18 protein-coding genes and 1 pseudogene are annotated in these 18871 nt (G+C 50.0%); 7 read left to right on the forward strand and 12 right to left on the reverse strand.

All coding sequences use genetic code 11. The features are described 5' to 3' along the window. Positions 1–10: 10 nt before the first annotated feature. From ubiE to udp, 3 genes are all read right to left on the reverse strand, one after another. The gene (gene ubiE, locus FTE26_RS06710) at positions 11–766 is read right to left on the reverse strand and encodes a bifunctional demethylmenaquinone methyltransferase/2-methoxy-6-polyprenyl-1,4-benzoquinol methylase UbiE (protein WP_000227958.1); all 756 of its coding nucleotides are present in this window, start codon (positions 764–766) and stop codon (positions 11–13) included. A gap of 94 nt (positions 767–860) precedes the next feature. Further along, entirely contained in the window at positions 861–2288 is a 1428-nt protein-coding gene (gene rmuC / locus FTE26_RS06715; RefSeq protein WP_000347731.1) for a DNA recombination protein RmuC, read from the reverse strand. Between the two features lie 140 nt (positions 2289–2428). After that, positions 2429–3190, reverse strand: a complete 762-nt coding sequence (gene udp / locus FTE26_RS06720; RefSeq protein WP_000045177.1) for a uridine phosphorylase — start codon at positions 3188–3190, stop codon at positions 2429–2431. 261 nt (positions 3191–3451) lie between these two features. Here udp and FTE26_RS06725 point away from each other — a divergent pair, with 261 nt between their 5' ends. Then, positions 3452–4267, forward strand: a complete 816-nt coding sequence (locus FTE26_RS06725) for a dienelactone hydrolase family protein (RefSeq protein ID WP_001296987.1) — start codon at positions 3452–3454, stop codon at positions 4265–4267. Positions 4268–4305: 38 nt separating this feature from the next. On the opposite strand, the gene metE is transcribed toward FTE26_RS06725, so the two are convergent. Next, a complete protein-coding gene (gene metE / locus FTE26_RS06730) occupies positions 4306–6567 on the reverse strand; it encodes a 5-methyltetrahydropteroyltriglutamate--homocysteine S-methyltransferase (protein WP_000153962.1) in 2262 nt (753 codons plus the stop codon). Positions 6568–6684: 117 nt separating this feature from the next. Between metE and metR the strand changes: the two genes are divergently transcribed. Further along, on the forward strand, positions 6685–7638 hold the full coding sequence (metR, locus tag FTE26_RS06735) for an HTH-type transcriptional regulator MetR (protein WP_000573618.1): 954 nt from the start codon (positions 6685–6687) through the stop codon (positions 7636–7638). Here metR and bioP read toward each other — a convergent pair. The 3 genes from bioP to pldB all read right to left on the reverse strand — a co-directional run bounded on the left by bioP (position 7526) and on the right by pldB (position 10331). Continuing rightward, the gene (bioP, locus tag FTE26_RS06740; protein WP_001196238.1) at positions 7526–8425 is read right to left on the reverse strand and encodes a biotin transporter; all 900 of its coding nucleotides are present in this window, start codon (positions 8423–8425) and stop codon (positions 7526–7528) included. The genes metR and bioP overlap by 113 nt on opposite strands. 75 nt (positions 8426–8500) lie before the next feature. Next, positions 8501–9301 (reverse strand): sugar/pyridoxal phosphate phosphatase YigL, encoded by an 801-nt coding sequence (yigL, locus tag FTE26_RS06745; RefSeq protein ID WP_000285353.1) that lies wholly within the window; start codon positions 9299–9301, stop codon positions 8501–8503. 7 nt (positions 9302–9308) lie between these two features. Beyond that, positions 9309–10331 carry a lysophospholipase L2 gene (gene pldB / locus FTE26_RS06750; RefSeq protein ID WP_000487654.1) on the reverse strand — a complete coding sequence of 341 codons (1023 nt, stop codon included), beginning with the start codon at positions 10329–10331 and terminating at the stop codon, positions 9309–9311. Positions 10332–10441: 110 nt separating this feature from the next. Between pldB and rhtB the strand changes: the two genes are divergently transcribed. Further along, on the forward strand, positions 10442–11062 hold the full coding sequence (gene rhtB, locus FTE26_RS06755) for a homoserine/homoserine lactone efflux protein (RefSeq protein WP_000171710.1): 621 nt from the start codon (positions 10442–10444) through the stop codon (positions 11060–11062). Positions 11063–11123: 61 nt separating this feature from the next. Here the strand turns inward: rhtB and rhtC are convergent, their stop codons facing one another. From rhtC to pldA, 3 genes are all read right to left on the reverse strand, one after another. Continuing rightward, positions 11124–11744 (reverse strand): threonine export protein RhtC, encoded by a 621-nt coding sequence (gene rhtC / locus FTE26_RS06760; protein WP_000928824.1) that lies wholly within the window; start codon positions 11742–11744, stop codon positions 11124–11126. 63 nt (positions 11745–11807) lie between these two features. Then, entirely contained in the window at positions 11808–13637 is a 1830-nt protein-coding gene (gene recQ, locus FTE26_RS06765) for an ATP-dependent DNA helicase RecQ (RefSeq protein ID WP_001346040.1), read from the reverse strand. Between the two features lie 132 nt (positions 13638–13769). Beyond that, positions 13770–14639 carry a phospholipase A gene (gene pldA, locus FTE26_RS06770; protein WP_001259700.1) on the reverse strand — a complete coding sequence of 290 codons (870 nt, stop codon included), beginning with the start codon at positions 14637–14639 and terminating at the stop codon, positions 13770–13772. 164 nt (positions 14640–14803) lie between these two features. On the opposite strand from pldA, the gene yigI reads away from it, so the two are divergent. Together yigI and rarD are read left to right on the forward strand one after the other, a co-directional pair. Next, the gene (gene yigI, locus FTE26_RS06775; RefSeq protein WP_001277142.1) at positions 14804–15271 is read left to right on the forward strand and encodes an acyl-CoA thioesterase YigI; all 468 of its coding nucleotides are present in this window, start codon (positions 14804–14806) and stop codon (positions 15269–15271) included. A 51-nt stretch (positions 15272–15322) separates the two neighbouring features. Further along, complete coding sequence (gene rarD / locus FTE26_RS06780; protein WP_000339103.1) at positions 15323–16210, forward strand: EamA family transporter RarD; 888 nt, start codon at positions 15323–15325, stop codon at positions 16208–16210. A 46-nt stretch (positions 16211–16256) separates the two neighbouring features. Here rarD and FTE26_RS06785 read toward each other — a convergent pair whose 3' ends face one another. Both FTE26_RS06785 and FTE26_RS06790 read right to left on the reverse strand, forming a co-directional pair. Beyond that, complete coding sequence (locus FTE26_RS06785) at positions 16257–16556, reverse strand: hypothetical protein (RefSeq protein WP_000526434.1); 300 nt, start codon at positions 16554–16556, stop codon at positions 16257–16259. A 625-nt stretch (positions 16557–17181) separates the two neighbouring features. After that, a pseudogene (locus FTE26_RS06790) lies at positions 17182–17328 on the reverse strand (CorA family divalent cation transporter); the annotation flags it as partial. Between the two features lie 186 nt (positions 17329–17514). Here FTE26_RS06790 and FTE26_RS06795 point away from each other — a divergent pair. Beyond that, positions 17515–18363: a YPO3983 family protein gene (locus FTE26_RS06795; protein WP_001059709.1), complete on the forward strand. Its 849-nt coding sequence runs from the start codon at positions 17515–17517 to the stop codon at positions 18361–18363. Next, positions 18360–18839, forward strand: a complete 480-nt coding sequence (locus FTE26_RS06800) for a DUF943 family protein (protein WP_000837561.1) — start codon at positions 18360–18362, stop codon at positions 18837–18839. The genes FTE26_RS06795 and FTE26_RS06800 overlap by 4 nt, the downstream gene beginning before the upstream one ends. The last annotated feature ends 32 nt before the right edge of the window (positions 18840–18871 follow it).

Here is an 18871-nt window from a genome sequence, read left to right on the forward strand (position 1 = left end):
CGGTCTCCTGTCAGAACTTATAACCACGATGCAGCGCCACAACCCCTGCCGTCAGATTGTAGTAGTCGACACTTTCGAATCCGGCATCCTGCATCATGGCTTTCAGGGTATCCTGATCGGGATGCATACGGATGGATTCTGCCAGATAACGGTAGCTGTCGGCGTCGTTCGCGACCAGTGAGCCAATACGCGGCAGCACATGGAAGGAGTATGCATCATAGGCTTTGCTCAGCGGCTCGATAATTGGCTTCGAGAACTCAAGCACCAGCAGGCGGCCGCCGGGTTTCAGCACGCGATACATTGAACGCAGTGCTTTATCTTTGTCGGTGACGTTACGCAGACCAAACGAAATGGTGATGCAATCAAAGGTGTTATCCGGGAACGGCAGCGCCTCAGCGTTCGCCTGAACATACTCAACGTTGCCAATCACACCGATATTACGCAGCTTCTCGCGTCCCATTTTGAGCATGGATTCATTGATATCAGCAAGGACCACTTTGCCAGTTTCTCCGACCAGGCGGGAGAATTTCGCTGTCAGGTCGCCGGTGCCACCAGCCAGATCCAGCACGGTCTGCCCACGGCGTACGCCGCTGCAATCAATCGTGAATCGCTTCCACAAACGATGAATACCAAATGACATCAAATCATTCATGACATCGTATTTTGATGCCACGGAATGGAAAACGTGGGCGACCATATCCGCTTTTTGTTCCTTCGCGACGGTCTGAAAACCAAAGTGCGTCGTTTCTTGTGACTTATCCACCATCTCAATGCCTGCTCATCAAAAAATTGTTCCAGAAGTGTAACAGATTGGGCGTCGATGCCCTAGATTTCTACCCGGCTTAACTACCCCTAATGGGCTAGCGCGACTGCTGATTATATTCATCATCGCGTTGATAAGCTTCATCATTCGGCTGCTCCGGAACCGACCGAAGTCGATACTCTTCATCCTGGCTCACCGCCTGTTCAGCCAAATCCGGATTAATCTCGCGTTTAATTTCTACTCCTAAACCGCGAAACGCTTCTGCCTGCGCCAGCACATTTCCGCGACCTGAAGAGAGTTTTTTCATTGCCTGGCGGTAGTTATCCTGCGCTTTGTCGAGACTTTGACCAATCGCGGACATGTCATCGATGAACAAACGCATCTTGTCGTACAGCTTGCTGGCACGATCGGCGATTTGCTGGGCGTTGCGGCTTTGATGCTCATAACGCCACAGGTTGGCAATAGTACGCAACGCCACCAGCAGCGTAGTCGGGCTAACCAGCATGATATTGTTTTTCAACGCTTCGGTGATCAGCTCCGGCTGGCGGTCAAGCGCCAGTAAAAAAGCGGGTTCAACGGGAATAAACATCAGCACGTAATCCAGAGTTCGCAGCCCCGGCAGCTGTTGATAATCTTTGCGTCCCAGCAAACGGATATGGTTACGCACCGACGCGATATGTTCCTGTAGCGCGCTTTCGCGGGTGTAGTCATCTTCGGCGTTGAAATAGCGTTCATAGGCGACCAGCGTCATTTTGGCGTCGATCACCACATCTTTTCCCTGCGGCAGCCGCACGATGACATCCGGTTGCATCCGCGAGCGGGCGTCATTTTCGATGCTGACCTGGGTTTCATATTCATACCCTTCACGCAGACCGGAAGCCTCCAGCACCCGCGTCAATACTACCTCGCCCCAGTTGCCCTGGGTTTTATTGTCGCCTTTCAGCGCGCGCGTCAGGTTGATCGCTTCCTGGGCCATTTGCGCGTTGAGTTGCTGGAGATTGCGAATTTCGTGGGTCAGGGTATGGCGTTCTTGTGCTTCTTTACCGAAGCTGTCCTGAACCTGACGGCGGAAACCGTCCAGTTGTTCACGTAGCGGCGACAACAGGCTGTTCAGACTCTGACGGTTTTGCTCATCAACCCGGCGATTGCTGTGCTCAAAAATACGGTTGGCGAGGTTTTCAAACTGCTCACTGAGGCGCTGCTCGCTGTTAATCATCTGGCGAATTTTATCGTCAGCATGTTGCTGTGCGGCTTCCATCCGCGTGGTTACTTCACGCAGATCGGCCTCCAGAGAGGTGTTAATACTTTGCAGGCTGCGCACTTCGTTATTGAGTAACTCGCACTCTGCACGCCAGTGCTCGCTTTGGGTAATTTGTTGTTTTGCCGCGCTTAACTCCGCGACCATCTCTTCACGTTCAGCTAATTGCTCGGCTTTTTGCTGCGCATGTTGATAACTGGCAAACAGCCAGCCAATTGCCACACCCACCAACGCAATAACTGAGTAAACCATGATTGAGAAATCCACAACGCCTCCTGACGCAACAACTTACCCGCACAAAATAGAATTGTGCTGTACAAACGTCCAGTTGGAAAGGCATTTCCTGCGAGGCGCTACGCAAAAATACAAAAGGCCGAACGCGTCGGCCTTCAGACAGGAGAAGAGAATTACAGCAGACGACGCGCCGCTTCCACCACGATTTTCACCGCATGGCTTTCGGTTTGTTTCATCGTCTCAGCATTCGGGATCTCTTGCTGGGTGCGGTTAACGATAACACCCGCTACCATACCGGCACGCAGGCCCTGACTTGCACACATGGTCAGCAGGGTTGCAGATTCCATTTCATAGTTCATTACGCCCATCGCCTGCCACTCTTCCATAGAACCTTTAAAGTGACGAACTACGCGACCAGAGTAAGTATCGTAACGTTCCTGACCTGGGTAGAAGGTATCAGAAGAAGCTGTCACGCCAACGTGAGTTGTCGCGCCAATGGATTTCGCAGCTTCAACCAGCGCAGTCGTACATTCGAAATCAGCGACAGCCGGGAATTCCAGCGGTGCGAAGTGCAGGCTCGCGCCATCCAGACGGACAGACGCCGTGGTAACCAGGACATCACCCACATTAATATGCGGCTGAATAGCGCCCGTTGTACCGATACGCAGGAAGGTGCGAATGCCCAGCTGTGCCAGCTCTTCAACAGCAATAGAGGTAGACGGGCCGCCGATACCGGTAGAACAGACGATAACAGGTTTACCATCCAGCTCTGCACGCCAGGTAGTGAATTCGCGGTGAGATGCCAGCTTAACCGGCTTATCCATCAGCGCGGCGATCTTTTCCACACGATCCGGGTCGCCAGGGACGATGGCAAGCGTAGCCCCTTGTAAATCGTTTTTAGTGAGGCCGAGATGAAAAACATCAGACTTGGACATATACAACTCCTCTGTGAATCGGTTTAGTCAGAAGAAGCAAAAAGACACTTTACCGAAGGGTTTAACATTTTTTCGTGATACTCATCACCATGACGCAAACGCGTTGCATAAATTTACCCATCAAAAGTGATGTAAATCACATAAATCACTCTTCATTCTGCAGGACTGCATAAAAGATGAGCCGATTCAGGCAATGTGATTTGTTGCATGCTGACTATAGTTAACATTGCGCAACATTTTTATAAGGGTACGGAGAATACCATGGCAACAACACAACAATCTGGATTTGCACCTGCTGCATCGCCTCTCGCTTCGACCATCGTTCAGACCCCGGACGACGCGATTGTGGCGGGCTTCACCTCTATCCCTTCACAAGGGGATAACATGCCTGCTTACCATGCCAGACCAAAGCAAAGCGATGGCCCACTGCCAGTGGTCATTGTAGTGCAGGAAATTTTTGGCGTGCATGAACATATCCGCGACATTTGTCGCCGTCTGGCGCTGGAGGGGTATCTGGCTATCGCACCTGAACTTTACTTCCGCGAAGGCGATCCGAATGATTTTGCCGATATCCCCACGTTGCTTAGCGGTCTGGTAGCAAAAGTGCCTGACTCGCAGGTGCTGGCCGATCTCGATCATGTCGCCAGTTGGGCTTCCCGCAACGGCGGCGATGTTCATCGTTTAATGATCACCGGATTCTGCTGGGGTGGACGTATCACCTGGCTGTATGCCGCGCATAATCCACAGCTAAAAGCCGCAGTGGCGTGGTACGGCAAACTGACGGGCGACAAGTCGCTGAATTCACCGAAACAACCTGTTGATATCGCAACCGATCTTAACGCGCCGGTTCTCGGCTTATATGGTGGTCAGGATAACAGCATTCCGCAGGAGAGCGTTGAAACCATGCGCCAGGCGCTGCGGGCTGCTAATGCGAAAGCAGAGATTATCGTGTACCCGGATGCCGGGCATGCATTCAACGCTGATTATCGCCCGAGCTATCATGCCGAATCTGCGAAAGATGGCTGGCAGCGTATGCTGGAATGGTTTAAGCAGTATGGTGGGAAGAAGTCGCTGTAATGAGAAAAGACCGGGTGGTATTACCACCCGGTTTGGATTTACCCCCGACGCAAGTTCTGCGCCGCCTGCACCATGTTCGCCAGTGCCGCGCGGGTTTCTGGCCAGCCGCGCGTTTTCAGGCCACAGTCCGGGTTAACCCACAGGCGCTCTGCCGGAATGCGTTTTGCCGCTTTCTTCAGCAGGGCTTCAATCCATTCCACGCTCGGTACGTTTGGCGAGTGAATATCATAGACGCCTGGACCGATTTCATTGGGATAATCAAACTCTTCGAACGACTCCAGCAACTCCATGTCAGAACGCGAAGTTTCGATGGTAATCACATCCGCATCCAGCGCCGCAATGGAATCCATGATGTCGTTGAACTCGCAATAACACATGTGAGTGTGGATTTGTGTGTCATCTTTCGCCACGGCGGCGTTGATACGGAAGGCCTCTACGCCCCACTGGAGATAGGCGTCCCAGTCGCTACGACGCAGCGGTAAACCTTCGCGCAGCGCCGGTTCATCAATCTGGATGATGCCAATTCCAGCGGCTTCCAGGTCCGCCACTTCATCACGCAGCGCCAGCGCAATCTGTTTGGCGATGGTTTCACGGCTCACATCTTCACGCGGGAACGACCAGCAGAGTATGGTCACCGGACCAGTCAGCATCCCTTTCACCGGTTTGTCGGTCAGCGACTGCGCATATTTCGCCCACTCCACGGTAATCGGTGCCGGTCGGCTCACGTCACCAATAACAATCGGTGGCTTCACGCAGCGGGAACCGTAGCTCTGTACCCAACCGTTTTGCGTAAAGACAAATCCGTCGAGGTGCTCGCCAAAGTATTCCACCATGTCATTACGCTCGGCCTCGCCATGTACCAGCACATCCAGTCCCAAACGTTCCTGTTCAACAATGGCCTGCCTGATATGTTCCGCAATGCCCGTGCGGTAGTTATTGGCGTCGAGATTGCCCTTTTTGAAATCCAGACGCAGGGTACGAATTTCCGTGGTTTGCGGGAAAGAACCAATCGTGGTGGTCGGCCACGCTGGCAGTTTAAAACGCGCACGCTGGGCTTCGGCACGCACTTCATAGACATTCGCACGCTGGCTGTCCTGGGCGGTGATCGCCGCCAGACGCTTTTCTACCGCCGGATTATGTACGCGGGTAGAGTGACGACGCGCCTGAATCGGGGCGCTCCACTCTGCCAGAGCTGCCGTGTCACCACTGTTCAGCGCATCGCGCAGCAGTGCCAGTTCATGGCATTTTTGTAGGGCGAAGGCAAACCAGCTTTTCACTTCTGCATCAAGACGCGTTTCCACGCTCAGGTCGATGGGGCTGTGCAGCAACGAGCAGGAAGATGCCACCCACAAATCACGTTTGCCGACAATGTCCTTAATTTGCGCATATTTCTCGCTAAGATCGGCACGCCAGACGTTACGACCATTGATCAGACCCGCAGACAGCAACCAGTCAGAAGGCAGGCGCTTGTGCAGTTCAACAACGTCATCTTTACCATGTACAAGGTCCACATGCAGCCCCTGAACAGGCAGCGCAGTAATCGTGTCGAGGTTTGGCGTTACGCCTTCAAAATAAGTGGTCAGCAGCAGTTTCACCTGGCCCTGGAGCGCGTCGTAAGCGGGTTTGTATGCGTCCAGCCACGCCTGTGGTAGTTCCAGTACCAGCGCGGGTTCATCAATCTGTACCCACTCGATGCCGCGTTTCGCCAGTTCTGCCAGCATTTGCTGATAAACCGGCAGAATGTCGTTCAGCAGGCTAAGGCGGTCAAACTGTTCACCTTTCACTTTCCCCAGCCACAGGTAAGTAACCGGCCCCAGCAGCACAGGCTTAACGTTGTGGCCCAGCGCCAGCGCCTCGTCCACTTCCTCCAGCAGCTGCGTCCAGGTCAGTTTGAACTGTTGGCCTTTAACGAATTCCGGCACCATGTAGTGATAGTTGGTGTTAAACCATTTGGTCATTTCCGCTGCCGCCGCAGGTTCGCCAGTCGGCGCACGTCCACGACCAATACGGAACAGGGTGTCGATATCTACCGAACCGTCTTTGTTCTGATGACGTGGCGGAACATTACCCAGCAGCAGACTGGTGGTCAGAACATGATCGTACCAGGCAAAATCGCCCACCGGCAGCAGGTCGATACCCGCTTGCTTTTGTTGATCCCAGTGACGAGCACGCAGTTCACGCCCTACTGTCAGCAGTTCTTCACGCGTGGAGTTCCCCGCCCAATAACTTTCTTGCGCTTTTTTCAGCTCGCGACGCAGGCCAACGCGAGGGAAACCGAGGGTGTGATTAAGAATTGTCATTATATGCCCCTTATGGAATTTTTAGTATTTAGCCGTCCAGATGTTTACACATCCATAATTGGCGGTTACTGTATATTCCTCAAGCGCAAATTATTCATGCCGAAGTGAAGGACTTTCATGATCGAAGTAAAACACCTGAAAACGCTACAAGCGTTGCGGAACTGCGGCTCTCTCGCAGCCGCTGCGGCGACGTTGCATCAGACGCAATCCGCCCTGTCTCACCAGTTTAGCGATCTGGAACAACGCCTTGGCTTCCGGCTATTTGTGCGTAAGAGCCAGCCGCTACGCTTTACACCGCAGGGAGAAATCCTGTTGCAACTGGCAAACCAGGTGCTGCCGCAAATTAGCCAGGCACTGCAAGCCTGCAATGAACCGCAGCAGACGCGTCTGCGCATTGCCATTGAGTGCCATAGCTGTATTCAGTGGCTGACGCCCGCGTTAGAAAATTTCCATAAGAACTGGCCGCAGGTAGAGATGGATTTTAAATCGGGCGTGACGTTTGACCCGCAGCCCGCGTTGCAACAGGGCGAGCTGGATCTGGTGATGACCTCCGATATCCTGCCGCGCAGTGGCCTGCATTATTCGCCGATGTTCGACTATGAAGTGCGTCTGGTGTTAGCACCTGACCATCCACTGGCGGCGAAAACGCGAATTACACCGGAAGATCTCGCCAGCGAGACGCTGTTGATTTATCCGGTGCAGCGTAGTCGACTGGATGTCTGGCGGCATTTTCTTCAGCCGGCAGGCGTCAGCCCGTCACTGAAAAGCGTCGATAACACCTTATTGTTGATTCAGATGGTTGCCGCGCGGATGGGTATTGCCGCGCTACCGCATTGGGTAGTAGAGAGTTTTGAGCGCCAGGGTCTGGTGGTGACCAAAACCCTGGGCGAAGGCTTGTGGAGCCGACTGTACGCCGCCGTGCGCGATGGCGAGCAGCGTCAGCCGATTACAGAAGCATTTATTCGCTCAGCGCGCAATCACGCCTGCGATCATCTGCCGTTTGTGAAGAGCGCGGAGCGACCCACTTACGATGCACCCACAGTGAGGCCAGGATCACCAGCGCGCCTGTAATGAACGTTGGCCAGTGCGGCTGTTGGTGCCAGATAGCCAGGTTTACCAGCAGCCCTGCCGGAACGTGCATATTATTCATAATGCCCAGCGTTCCGGCGTCCACCTGCGTCGCGCCGTAGTTCCACATAAAGTAGCCAATCCCGGAAGCCACCACGCCAAGAAACACCAGAATGCCCCATTGCAGCGTGGTTTGCGGCATTTTCTGCGCATTTCCCAGCAAGAACCATGCAATTACCGCCACCAGGAACGCGCCAAGATAGAACCACGCAAAGGCGTTATGCTGCGGCATCGGGCGAGTTTCCATCAGGCGTTTGTAACCCACCATGCCGATGGCAAAAGTGATATTGGAGAGTTGCACCAGCAACAAGCCAGTCCAGAAATGGTCGGTGACCTGATCATAGCGAATAATCCCGGCACCAATCACCGCCAGCAAGGCGCTAAAAGCATAGCCCCAGCGCAGACGGCGCTTACTCATGATGTCATAAATCAGCGTGATGTAGAGCGGCGTCAGCACGGTGAACAGCAGCAGCTCGGAAACCGTCAGGTAGAGATAAGCGCGGAAACTCAGCATATACATCACGCCGAGCTGCATCGCGCCCACCAGCATATACAGGCCGACTGTTTTCAGGCTATTGCCACGGGTACGCAGAAACGGCAGAAAAACGAGTGCCGCCAGGCCAACGCGCACCAGCACCGCAAAATAGCTATCGACGTGCCCCGCAAGGTACTCGCCATAAAAGCTAAAGGAGAAGGCCCACAGAATCGTGGTGATGATAAGTAGCGCCACAATGGAAAACTCTTTGATTAACGAGTATCCATTGTAGCGAAGTATCAGGTTGACAACTGACCAAATAAAGAACGATTACGATAAATAGAGTTTACGCAGATAATGCGGCACCGCGTCTTCGGCGTTAGTACCAATCACTTCCAGCTCGGGATGAAGGTCTTTCAGACGCTGGTGCGCACTGCCCATAATGCAGCCTTTCCCCGCCATCGACAGCATTTCGGCGTCGTTCATCCCGTCACCAAACGCAATACAATCCTTCAGGCTGTAGCCCAGTTTCTTCGCCACTGCTTCCAGCGCATGGCCTTTCGACACGCCGCCCGCCATCACTTCCAGACAGGTTAAGGTAGAGAAACTGACGTTGACGCGATCGCCCCAGCGAGCGTTAATCGCCTGCTCCAGCGGCAGCAGTTGTTCATGGGAATCGCAGGTGAAAAACACTTTGCTGACGCCTTCCGGCTCCAGTAATCCAGGCTCATACAGCGCATATTTGAACACCGCTTCTTTAAAAAAGCGCATCTCTTCCGGGCGATGGCGATTCATAAACCATTCGTCGTCGCGATAAACGTTAGTAATGATGTCCGGATTGTCGTTGACTACGCCAAACAGATCGCTGGCAATGTCGCGATCCAGGTTATGAGCAAAAATCAGATTACCATCCAGATCGTGAACGCGCGCACCATTGGAGGTAATCATGTAAGACTTAATCTCCAGATTATCGCGAATTTGCCCCACATCAACGTGGTGACGACCGGTCGCAAACACAAAGTTGATGCCGCGCGCGGTGAGCAGCTTCAGAGTTTCTTTGGCGTAAGGGGATAACGTATGGTCGGGAGAAAGTAACGTGCCATCTAAATCAGACGCAACAACCTGGTACATAAGAAATTTAAACCTCTGTAGAGCGGTTTCCGCTGGGTGAGTTATGCCTGTTGAAAAAATCAACGATGGCGTGGAGCGCGACTGAGCGCATTGCGTCCTTTTCAAAAAGGATCTCATGGTAAGCACCTTTAATTACCAACGGCCGTCCTCCTTCGACAGGATGGCCCGCGGCGGTGCGGAGTTCACAAAAACGGTCATGCATGCGGTTATCCACCACGCGTTCCTCTTCAGCTTGTAAGAGAAGCGTTGGCGTGGCGTCATCACCCGCACCGGCTAACACCTGTTCGCCAGCCAGAATACTTTCGCGTACCCAATGGTAGGTCGGCCCACCGACGCGAATCGTTGGGTCATCAGCATAGAAGCGTAAGTTACGTCGATATCGCTGTCTGCTGTGGGTCAGTACGTTGATAGCAAACGGCAACGCGCGCCAGCGCCCGGTGCCTATTGCATAGCCATCACGGAAACGTGGATGCGCTTCGGCCCAGTTGAGGATCTGCCGTGCCATAAATGACGGCATACGAATCACGATCCCAAACATTGGCGCAGTTAGCGCAATGGCGTCACATACACCTGGATGGCGTTGCAGAAATAATGTGGAGATCGCACCGCCCATCGAATGTGCCAGTATATAGCGTTTACGCCACGGACCGGGCTGAACCTCCTGCTGCCAGAATGCCGCCAGATCATCAACATAATCATTAAAGCGATTAACATGCCCGAGATGCGGATCGGCTAACAGGCGACCGGAACGTCCCTGCCCGCGATGGTCGATGATTAAGACATCAAACCCCAAATGGAACAGGTCATAGGCCAGTTCCGCATATTTTACGTAGCTCTCAATACGCCCCGGGCAGATGACTACCACCCGGTCATGGTGCTGTGCGCGAAAACGGACAAAGCGCACCGGAATGTCATCCACACCAGTAAACTCTGCTTCATCACGCTGACGCCAGAAATCAGTCAGCGGTCCCATGGTAAAAGCAGCAAACGCGTTTTCTCTTGTTTCCCAGTCTTTTTGCTGCTGAAACATCGGGTAATCTGCCTCTTAAACCACGTAAAATCGTTTTTTTTAGCGTGCCTGACACAACGCTGCGACAGTAGCGTATTGTGGCACAAAAATAGACACACCGGGAGTTCATCATGACCTTAGAATGGTGGTTTGCCTACCTGCTGACATCGATCATTTTAAGCCTGTCGCCAGGCTCTGGTGCAATCAACACTATGACCACCTCGCTCAACCACGGTTATCGCGGCGCGGTGGCGTCTATTGCTGGGCTTCAGACCGGACTGGCGATTCATATTGTGCTGGTTGGCGTGGGGTTGGGGACGCTATTTTCCCGCTCAGTGATTGCGTTTGAAGTGTTGAAGTGGGCAGGCGCGGCTTACTTGATTTGGCTGGGAATCCAGCAGTGGCGCGCCGCTGGTGCAATTGACCTTAAATCGCTGGCCTCTACTCAATCGCGTCGACATTTGTTCCAGCGCGCAGTTTTTGTGAATCTCACCAATCCCAAAAGTATTGTGTTTCTGGCGGCGCTATTTCCGCAATTCATCATGCCGCAACAGCCGCAACTGATGCAGTATATCGTGCTCGGCGTCACCACTATTGTGGTCGATATTATTGTGATGATCGGTTACGCCACCCTTGCTCAACGGATTGCTCTATGGATTAAAGGACCAAAGCAGATGAAGGCGCTGAATAAGATTTTCGGCTCGTTGTTTATGCTGGTGGGAGCGCTGTTAGCATCGGCGAGGCATGCGTGAAAAATAATGTCGGATGCGGCGTAAACGCCTTATCCGACTTACTCTGAAGACGCGTCTGGCATCACCGCGAAATAATCAAATGAATGCCAAATCCGGCAAATAACGCCCCGGCAAAACCATCAATCCACTTCGCCAGACGTTGATAACCACGGCGCATTTGCGGCAGGGCAAACAGGCTGGCAACGACGGTAAACCACGCCAGCGTTTCGACAATGATCAGCGCAAAAATGCCCCAGCGCGCGGTAGTGCCAACGTTATCACCGACAAACAATGAGAACACCGAGCCAAAGTAGATAATCGCTTTCGGATTAGCGAGATTGGTCAGTAAACCTTTCAGGAAACTGCGCCCACTTTTCGCCAGCTCGACCTGTGGCGCAGGTGCAGAAACCGCCTCTTTTTTCAGTGCACCGCGTAGCATCTGGTAACCCATCCAGCAGAGATACAGGCCACCGCCCACCATAATCAGCGTATGCAGCCAGGCCATTTTTTCGATAATCAAATGCAGGCCAAGCAGCGCAATCCCAGCCCAAACCATTACGCCGCAGGTAATGCCCAGCACGCCCATCATCGCTTCTTTACGGGAACGACTGACAGCGGTCTGAGAGACAAAAAAGAAATCGGGACCGGGGCTCATAAGCGCCACAATGTGCACCATGGCGACGGTGAGAAATAACATCAACATACATTTGACTCGCGGGGGAAACGTTTACGGAGTCTTCATACTGGCACTTTTTTATGCTGCTGACTACTCTTCGTCATCGCCATCAACATGCGCACGAATCAGCGCCATAAACGGTTTGCCAAAGCGTTCCAGCTTGCGCATCCCAACGCCGTTAACGCTGAGCATTTCGCTGGCGGTGATCGGCATCTGTTCAGCCATCTCAATCAAGGTTGCGTCGTTAAACACCACGTACGGCGGGACATTACTTTCATCGGCTATCGATTTACGCAGTTTGCGTAATTTGGCGAACAGTTTGCGATCATAGTTGCCGCCGAACGATTTCTGCATCGCTTTCGGTTTGAGCGCCACGATACGCGGCACGGCAAGTTGCAAAGAGGATTCGCCGCGCAGCACCGGACGCGCAGCCTCTGTCAGTTGTAGGGCAGAATGCTGGGCAATATTTTGCGTCACCAGACCGAGGTGAATCAGCTGGCGGATCACGCTCACCCAATGTTCATGACTTTTATCACGGCCCATACCGTAGACTTTTAGTTTGTCATGACCATAGTCGCGGATACGCTGGTTATTAGCGCCGCGAATCACTTCCACCACATAGCCCATACCAAAACGCTGATTCACACGACCAATGGTGGAAAGGGCAATCTGAGCATCGGTTGAACCGTCGTACTGTTTCGGCGGATCGAGGCAGATATCGCAGTTCCCGCACGGCTCCTGACGCCCTTCGCCAAAATAGTTCAGCAGTACCAGACGACGGCAAGTTTGCGCTTCGGCAAAAGCGCCCATCGCATTGAGTTTATGACGTTCGATATCCTGCAACTGCCCCTGCGGCTTCTCTTCCAGACAACGGCGCAGCCACGCCATATCGGCCGGATCGTAAAACAGCATCGCTTCCGCGGGCAGGCCATCACGCCCGGCGCGACCGGTTTCCTGATAATAGGATTCGATATTGCGCGGAATATCAAAGTGGACCACGAAGCGAACGTTTGGTTTATTGATGCCCATGCCGAACGCCACCGTCGCCACCACAATTTGCAGGTCATCGCGCTGGAATTTTTCCTGCACATCGGCGCGAACATTATTTTCCAGCCCGGCATGATAGGCCGCCGCGCTAATTCCCTTGCTTTGCAGGCGCGCAGCGGTGTCTTCTACTTTCGCGCGGCTGTTGCAGTAGATAATGCCTGACTTACCGCGCTGTTCCTGCACGTAGCGCATCAACTGATCGAGCGGTTTGAACTTCTCCATCAGCATGTAGCGAATATTCGGACGGTCAAAACTGTTGATTTGAATCAGCGGATCGTTCAGCCCCAGCAGGCGCACGATATCCTGGCGCGTGGTGTCGTCGGCTGTGGCGGTCAGCGCCATAAACGGCAGCGTCGGGAACCGCTGGCGCAACTGACCGAGCGCGGCATATTCCGGGCGGAAATCGTGGCCCCATTGGGAGATACAGTGCGCTTCATCAACGGCTAATAACACCGGATTCCAGTGCGCCAGATGCTCAAGAAAGTTATCCAGCATCAGGCGTTCCGGGGCGATATAAAGCAGACGAATTTGCCCGGTGCGGCAGCCTGTCATCACTTCAAGTTGCTGTTCGCGGGTTTGCGTCGAGTTAAGGCACGCCGCCGCCACGCCGTTGGCTTGCAGTTGATCCACCTGATCTTTCATCAACGAAATCAGCGGTGAAACAACCACGGTAAGGCCGTTTAGCAATAAGGCAGGAATTTGATAGCAAAGGGATTTTCCGCCACCGGTGGGCATGACGACCAGGCAATCGCGACCGGAAAGCACAGTGTCGATAATTTCTTCCTGGCCGGGGCGAAACTGTTGGTAGCCAAAGGTTTCTTGTAAAACCTGTTTAGCTCCGGACTCCAGATTCAACACTTCCGCCTGCGCCACATTCACCCCGATTGCCTGAAATAAAAACAGGCGCTATTTTCAGCGCCTGCGCGAGAAACTGCAATGCTTTTAGTCTCTGAGAGGGTAATCCTGGATGCTGGATTCCAGATTTGCCAACCACTCAACCGTTCATCAAAACAAATCGTTTAGCATAACCCCCACACCGACACGGGTCTGGTTGAAGTTATAGTCGATGAGCGATTCGCCATAGCCGCTGTAAACCTGAGTATAAAGGCGCACATGTTTGGTGATCGGGTAACTTAAGCCTAACTCCGCGCCGCCGTAGCCGGTGTTCCAGTTGTACTGTCCTTTCGCACTGAGCACCGCATCACCGAGGTGATAGCCGATTTTAAGCTGGTAGTAACCCATATATTTGGTGATATCCGGGTTATCGTCAGTATTACCCACCACATACCACGGCTTCACTTCTACCAGCCAGTTACCGTTTTCTGCCATCAGGCGAGTATAAAGGCGGTTCCAGCTGCGGGAGGTCGGGTCTGAACGCCCGTTAGAGTCGTGGTTATACCCCATCTCCACATCGCGCAGCGTCCAACCTGCAAAACGGTAATCGGTGGCAAAACCGAGGAACAATTGCGGTTCGTAGTTGGTTTCACGAAACGGTGAAGACTCTTCGCTATTGGACAGTTGCCACCAGGATTTTTGCGTATAAGATGCACCCAACACCGAGTTCGGGCCTAAAATCCCACGCCACAGTGGAAATGCCAGGCTCAACTGAAACTTTACTTCATCCTTACGCGCATTTTCCGCCCAGTCGTAACTGGCAATCGCTTCTTTATTCAGATCGCTGGTTTGTGTGTAGATGAGGTAGTTGGTGTCATAAGGATAGAGCGTGAACGGATTGTCATGCTCCTGCAGCATATTGGCGATAATACTGCCACGCACCGCTGGCGCGTCATGCACCTCTTTCACCGTTGCCTCTTGTGCATATACTGCCATAGGCAACATAAACACCGGCAACAACCAGCCCTGCAGAGTCCGCATCGGTCGTGTTCTCCGTAACGAATTATTGATAAGGTGAATGTTTTTCTGCGGGCTATTTTACATACTTAACTCCATTGCCGTTAGTTATCCCTTCCTAAAGTAGAAACCAACAACAAAGAAGCATAAAATCAACATTTCATTAACCAATGAAGTGTAAGGATGATATGTCTGCCGTACTGACTGCTGAACAAGCCCTGAAATTAGTGGGTGAGATGTTTGTTTATCACATGCCATTTAACCGCGCATTGGGGATGGAACTGGAGCGTTACGAAAAAGAGTTCGCACAGCTGGCCTTTAAAAATCAGCCAATGATGGTGGGCAACTGGGCGCAAAGCATTTTGCACGGCGGGGTCATTGCGTCGGCGCTGGATGTCGCCGCCGGTCTGGTGTGCGTGGGAAGTACCTTAACCCGCCACGAAACCATCAGTGAAGATGAACTACGCCAGCGGCTATCGCGGATGGGGACCATTGATCTTCGCGTTGATTATCTGCGCCCAGGCAGGGGCGAGCGTTTTACTGCTACCAGTAGCCTGTTGCGTGCAGGCAATAAAGTCGCCGTCGCCCGCGTTGAATTACACAATGAAGAACAGCTTTATATTGCCAGTGCCACCGCCACCTATATGGTAGGTTGAAGACATAAAAGCAGGTAAACTGCTGTTACCAATTAAAAATGAGTATTCCCGATGGATGCAAAACAAACGCGGCAGGGCGTATTACTCGCTCTTGCCGCTTATTTTATTTGGGGTATTGCGCCAGCGTACTTCAAGTTGATTTACTACGTGCCCGCCGATGAAATCCTGACGCATCGCGTGATCTGGTCGTTTTTCTTTATGGTGGTGCTGATGAGTATTTGCCGCCAGTGGTCCTATTTAAAAACGCTGATTCAGACGCCACAGAAAATTTTTATGCTGGCAGTCTCTGCCGTGCTGATTGGTGGCAACTGGCTACTGTTTATCTGGGCGGTGAACAATCACCATATGCTGGAAGCGAGCCTTGGTTACTTTATTAACCCGCTGGTGAACATTGTGCTGGGGATGATTTTCCTCGGCGAGCGATTCCGCCGGATGCAATGGCTGGCGGTGATTCTGGCGATATGTGGCGTGTTAGTCCAGCTGTGGACTTTTGGTTCGCTACCTATTATCGCGCTGGGACTGGCATTTAGTTTTGCCTTCTACGGTCTGGTACGCAAGAAGATTGCCGTTGAAGCGCAAACCGGCATGTTAATCGAAACCATGTGGCTGCTGCCCGTGGCGGCAATTTACCTGTTTGCTATTGCCGACAGCTCAACCAGCCATATGGGGCAAAACCCGATGTCGCTGAATTTACTGCTGATCGCCGCCGGTATTGTCACTACCGTACCGCTGTTGTGTTTTACCGCCGCTGCCACGCGCTTGCGTCTCTCAACGTTAGGCTTTTTCCAGTACATTGGCCCGACGCTGATGTTCCTGCTGGCTGTGACGTTTTATGGTGAAAAACCGGGTGCCGATAAGATGGTGACTTTCGCCTTTATTTGGGTGGCGCTGGCAATTTTTGTGATGGATGCGATTTATACGCAGCGTAGAAAAAGTTAAGAATTAACATGGGTAGGCCGTTTAATGAGCCTACCCACTGACTTATTTATCTTTTTTTGAAAAAAATTAAGATAAGAAAAAGAACAATATTTGTTACAGGAAGTACCCCCAAAACTCCCCAGTACTTACTCCATCCTAGAGACATCGTATATCTACCAAGGATTTGACAAAACCCAAAACTTAACCCTATACCTATACTTCTTAAATTTAATGTCGTAGTCAGGCTTAAAATAAATAGAACAAGGATGGTAATAGCCCACCACAATAACCATGCCTTAACAAAATCAGATTTTTTGCTGTAAGGTTCTTTACCCAAGAACAACTGCCAAAAGTTACCATTCCCCATATAGAATCCATTCCCCAAGATATTGTTTATAGAATAAAAATACATTCCAATTATATTTAATTAAAATATACCCCATCAATAAAAACTTACACACTCTAAATTACTACTGTATAGTTATCAATGCAAAGACTGCTATATTGCATATATATGCAAACCTCATAATTCAGGTAATATATATATTCAAAACAATTATATATAAAAAACAATGTAAAAAATATTCAAATCATCCATCAGAAATATATTCTACCCATCCAGGCTTGAGCATTTATCACGCTTTCAGTTCATAATCTATACATTAACATCATGGTCAATATTAATAACTTTGAATGATATCAACCTGGCTTTGAGTTTTATTCTGGTTATTAATAATACCTATGTAAATATCAATATTGGAGCAAAAAGAATAAGAGATACTGGATGTAAGGCAATCTACTTTGTATTGATTTCATTGGGTTTGACACTTTTTTCTATTATCTCTGCAGCAATTGAAGGGGTGAGATGTGAGTCATTAAGCGTCCAACTCAACGTGGCATGGATATTATTCACAACAATTATATTATCTGCGATTCCCTCGGCTAAAATGTCGCTGTCAGCACACTAACTTACTCACAGCGACATCGTATAGTTACAGCCAGTTCTTACGCTTAAAGTACAGATACGGTGTCAGGCCCGCAAGGATCATAAAGATAATCGCGCCAGGGTAGCCAAAGCTCCACTTCAGTTCTGGCATAAACTCAAAGTTCATGCCATAGCTGGAGGCAATCCGCGTAGGAAAAAGTTTCCTAATCGGTAAATTCAACATTTTGTTATTAACAATGAGCAAGACCAATCATTAACGAGGTTCTCTTCAGAGATGTAATGAAAAAATGTGAAATGTACTTCTTTTTTAAATATTTTTTTACCCTAGCATTTGTTCTCGAATTGACATTGAGCTTAAATATAACCAAGGCAAATGCAAATGAATAACATATTACTTCCGCCAATTAATATTCCCTGTACACTTTTCGAAACTATTAGTTTATTCGATGATTTTTCTGCTGATGATATGCAATATGGTGATATGGTAGAACAAGACTTTCTCTCACTCGGCCTAAGCGATATCTCAGCAAAAGTTGATCCTTACAGACTTATTAAATACCATTTCCCTGGCCCAGGTTCTATTAATGTTGCTTTTAGTGCCTCAAGTTCCGGAACAAAAATATCACAACGTGAATGCACTGATATTTTATTTTCAGAAATGAAAGAACTAGCAAAAATGCTTTCCTTTTTTGGACAATATAAAACACTTATCGAAGATCTGATTGAACATTTTAGATATGGAAATGGCAGCAATTTTCATAGCCAACAATTAAATTTATCTTTTCATGAAAAAATAAATAAATATGGTTATAATAGTCCAATACGAATAATCAAAGAATGTATCGAAAATGGCATTAATTCAACTCCCTCGACAGGATACCAACCTCTTATCCTGCAAAGCATTAAAACCAAATTACTTTCATCAAGACTAAATAAATTTAATGACTTCGAGGACAGTTTTAATGGCTTAGGAATCAGTGTTCATGATATTTCAGCTCAAAAAATATCTCTTTTAAGTTTTCAAAAATACGCTATAGGATGGAGTGCAACAATTCATTTTGTAGCACAGGACCACTTCGGTCTTGATGTAACTGATATCAAAAACAAGACTTACAGCAAATATAGATTTTTTCGCATATGGTTCTTTTTACAACGGCATAAAGACTTTGCTTTCAAACCTTTTTTCACCAATTTTAACACTATCGAAAGAATCGAAAATTATCTATGAAAAGCAAACTCCAGAAAATTATATTATGTTTATTTCTTCTATGCTGCATCTATAATTTATGGACATTGCGTCCTGTACAGATTTTGTATACATACTCTGATGCTGGCAATTCAGTCTTTCTGGTCGTTGATCATCTGCCATGGACTGACAGCGATAAAATAAATTGGTATCTGAAGCATCAGAATGAAATTAAAAATCAACATCCCCTACCAGAAGGTAGTTGGCATACCTGGTATGTCATTGATATCGGTAATGGCTTCACTGACTATAAAAAATATATCGAAGGGCCGTATGAAGATCTCTACTGTTTCCCGACAATTAAGAGCAATGATAATTGCATCGTGAAAAATTACTTAATGGTTATTAATGAATACCCTTATCGTAACACTCATATTGGTATTAACGATTTTACTGAGTATCAATTAACACAAGAAAATAAAATAGAGCGAGTTTTCAATCCGCATGACTTTAAATAAGACAATTTTTAGAAATAAGCCGGATAAAAAAA

Source organism: Escherichia sp. S10b (assembly GCF_028421345.1).
GTDB lineage: Bacteria > Pseudomonadota > Gammaproteobacteria > Enterobacterales > Enterobacteriaceae > ECMA0423.

Bases quoted from the DNA above. Each gene is read 5' to 3' on its own strand.
- ubiE (WP_000227958.1), bottom strand. From the start codon at position 766: ATGGTGGATAAGTCACAAGAAACGACGCACTTTGGTTTTCAGACCGTC.
- udp (WP_000045177.1), bottom strand. From the start codon at position 3,190: ATGTCCAAGTCTGATGTTTTTCATCTCGGCCTCACTAAAAACGATTTA.
- FTE26_RS06725 (WP_001296987.1), top strand. From the start codon at position 3,452: ATGGCAACAACACAACAATCTGGATTTGCACCTGCTGCATCGCCTCTC.
- metE (WP_000153962.1), bottom strand. From the start codon at position 6,567: ATGACAATTCTTAATCACACCCTCGGTTTCCCTCGCGTTGGCCTGCGT.
- metR (WP_000573618.1), top strand. From the start codon at position 6,685: ATGATCGAAGTAAAACACCTGAAAACGCTACAAGCGTTGCGGAACTGC.
- yigL (WP_000285353.1), bottom strand. From the start codon at position 9,301: ATGTACCAGGTTGTTGCGTCTGATTTAGATGGCACGTTACTTTCTCCC.
- pldB (WP_000487654.1), bottom strand. From the start codon at position 10,331: ATGTTTCAGCAGCAAAAAGACTGGGAAACAAGAGAAAACGCGTTTGCT.
- rhtB (WP_000171710.1), top strand. From the start codon at position 10,442: ATGACCTTAGAATGGTGGTTTGCCTACCTGCTGACATCGATCATTTTA.
- rhtC (WP_000928824.1), bottom strand. From the start codon at position 11,744: ATGTTGATGTTATTTCTCACCGTCGCCATGGTGCACATTGTGGCGCTT.
- pldA (WP_001259700.1), bottom strand. From the start codon at position 14,639: ATGCGGACTCTGCAGGGCTGGTTGTTGCCGGTGTTTATGTTGCCTATG.
- yigI (WP_001277142.1), top strand. From the start codon at position 14,804: ATGTCTGCCGTACTGACTGCTGAACAAGCCCTGAAATTAGTGGGTGAG.
- rarD (WP_000339103.1), top strand. From the start codon at position 15,323: ATGGATGCAAAACAAACGCGGCAGGGCGTATTACTCGCTCTTGCCGCT.
- FTE26_RS06785 (WP_000526434.1), bottom strand. From the start codon at position 16,556: ATGGGGAATGGTAACTTTTGGCAGTTGTTCTTGGGTAAAGAACCTTAC.
- FTE26_RS06795 (WP_001059709.1), top strand. From the start codon at position 17,515: ATGAATAACATATTACTTCCGCCAATTAATATTCCCTGTACACTTTTC.
- FTE26_RS06800 (WP_000837561.1), top strand. From the start codon at position 18,360: ATGAAAAGCAAACTCCAGAAAATTATATTATGTTTATTTCTTCTATGC.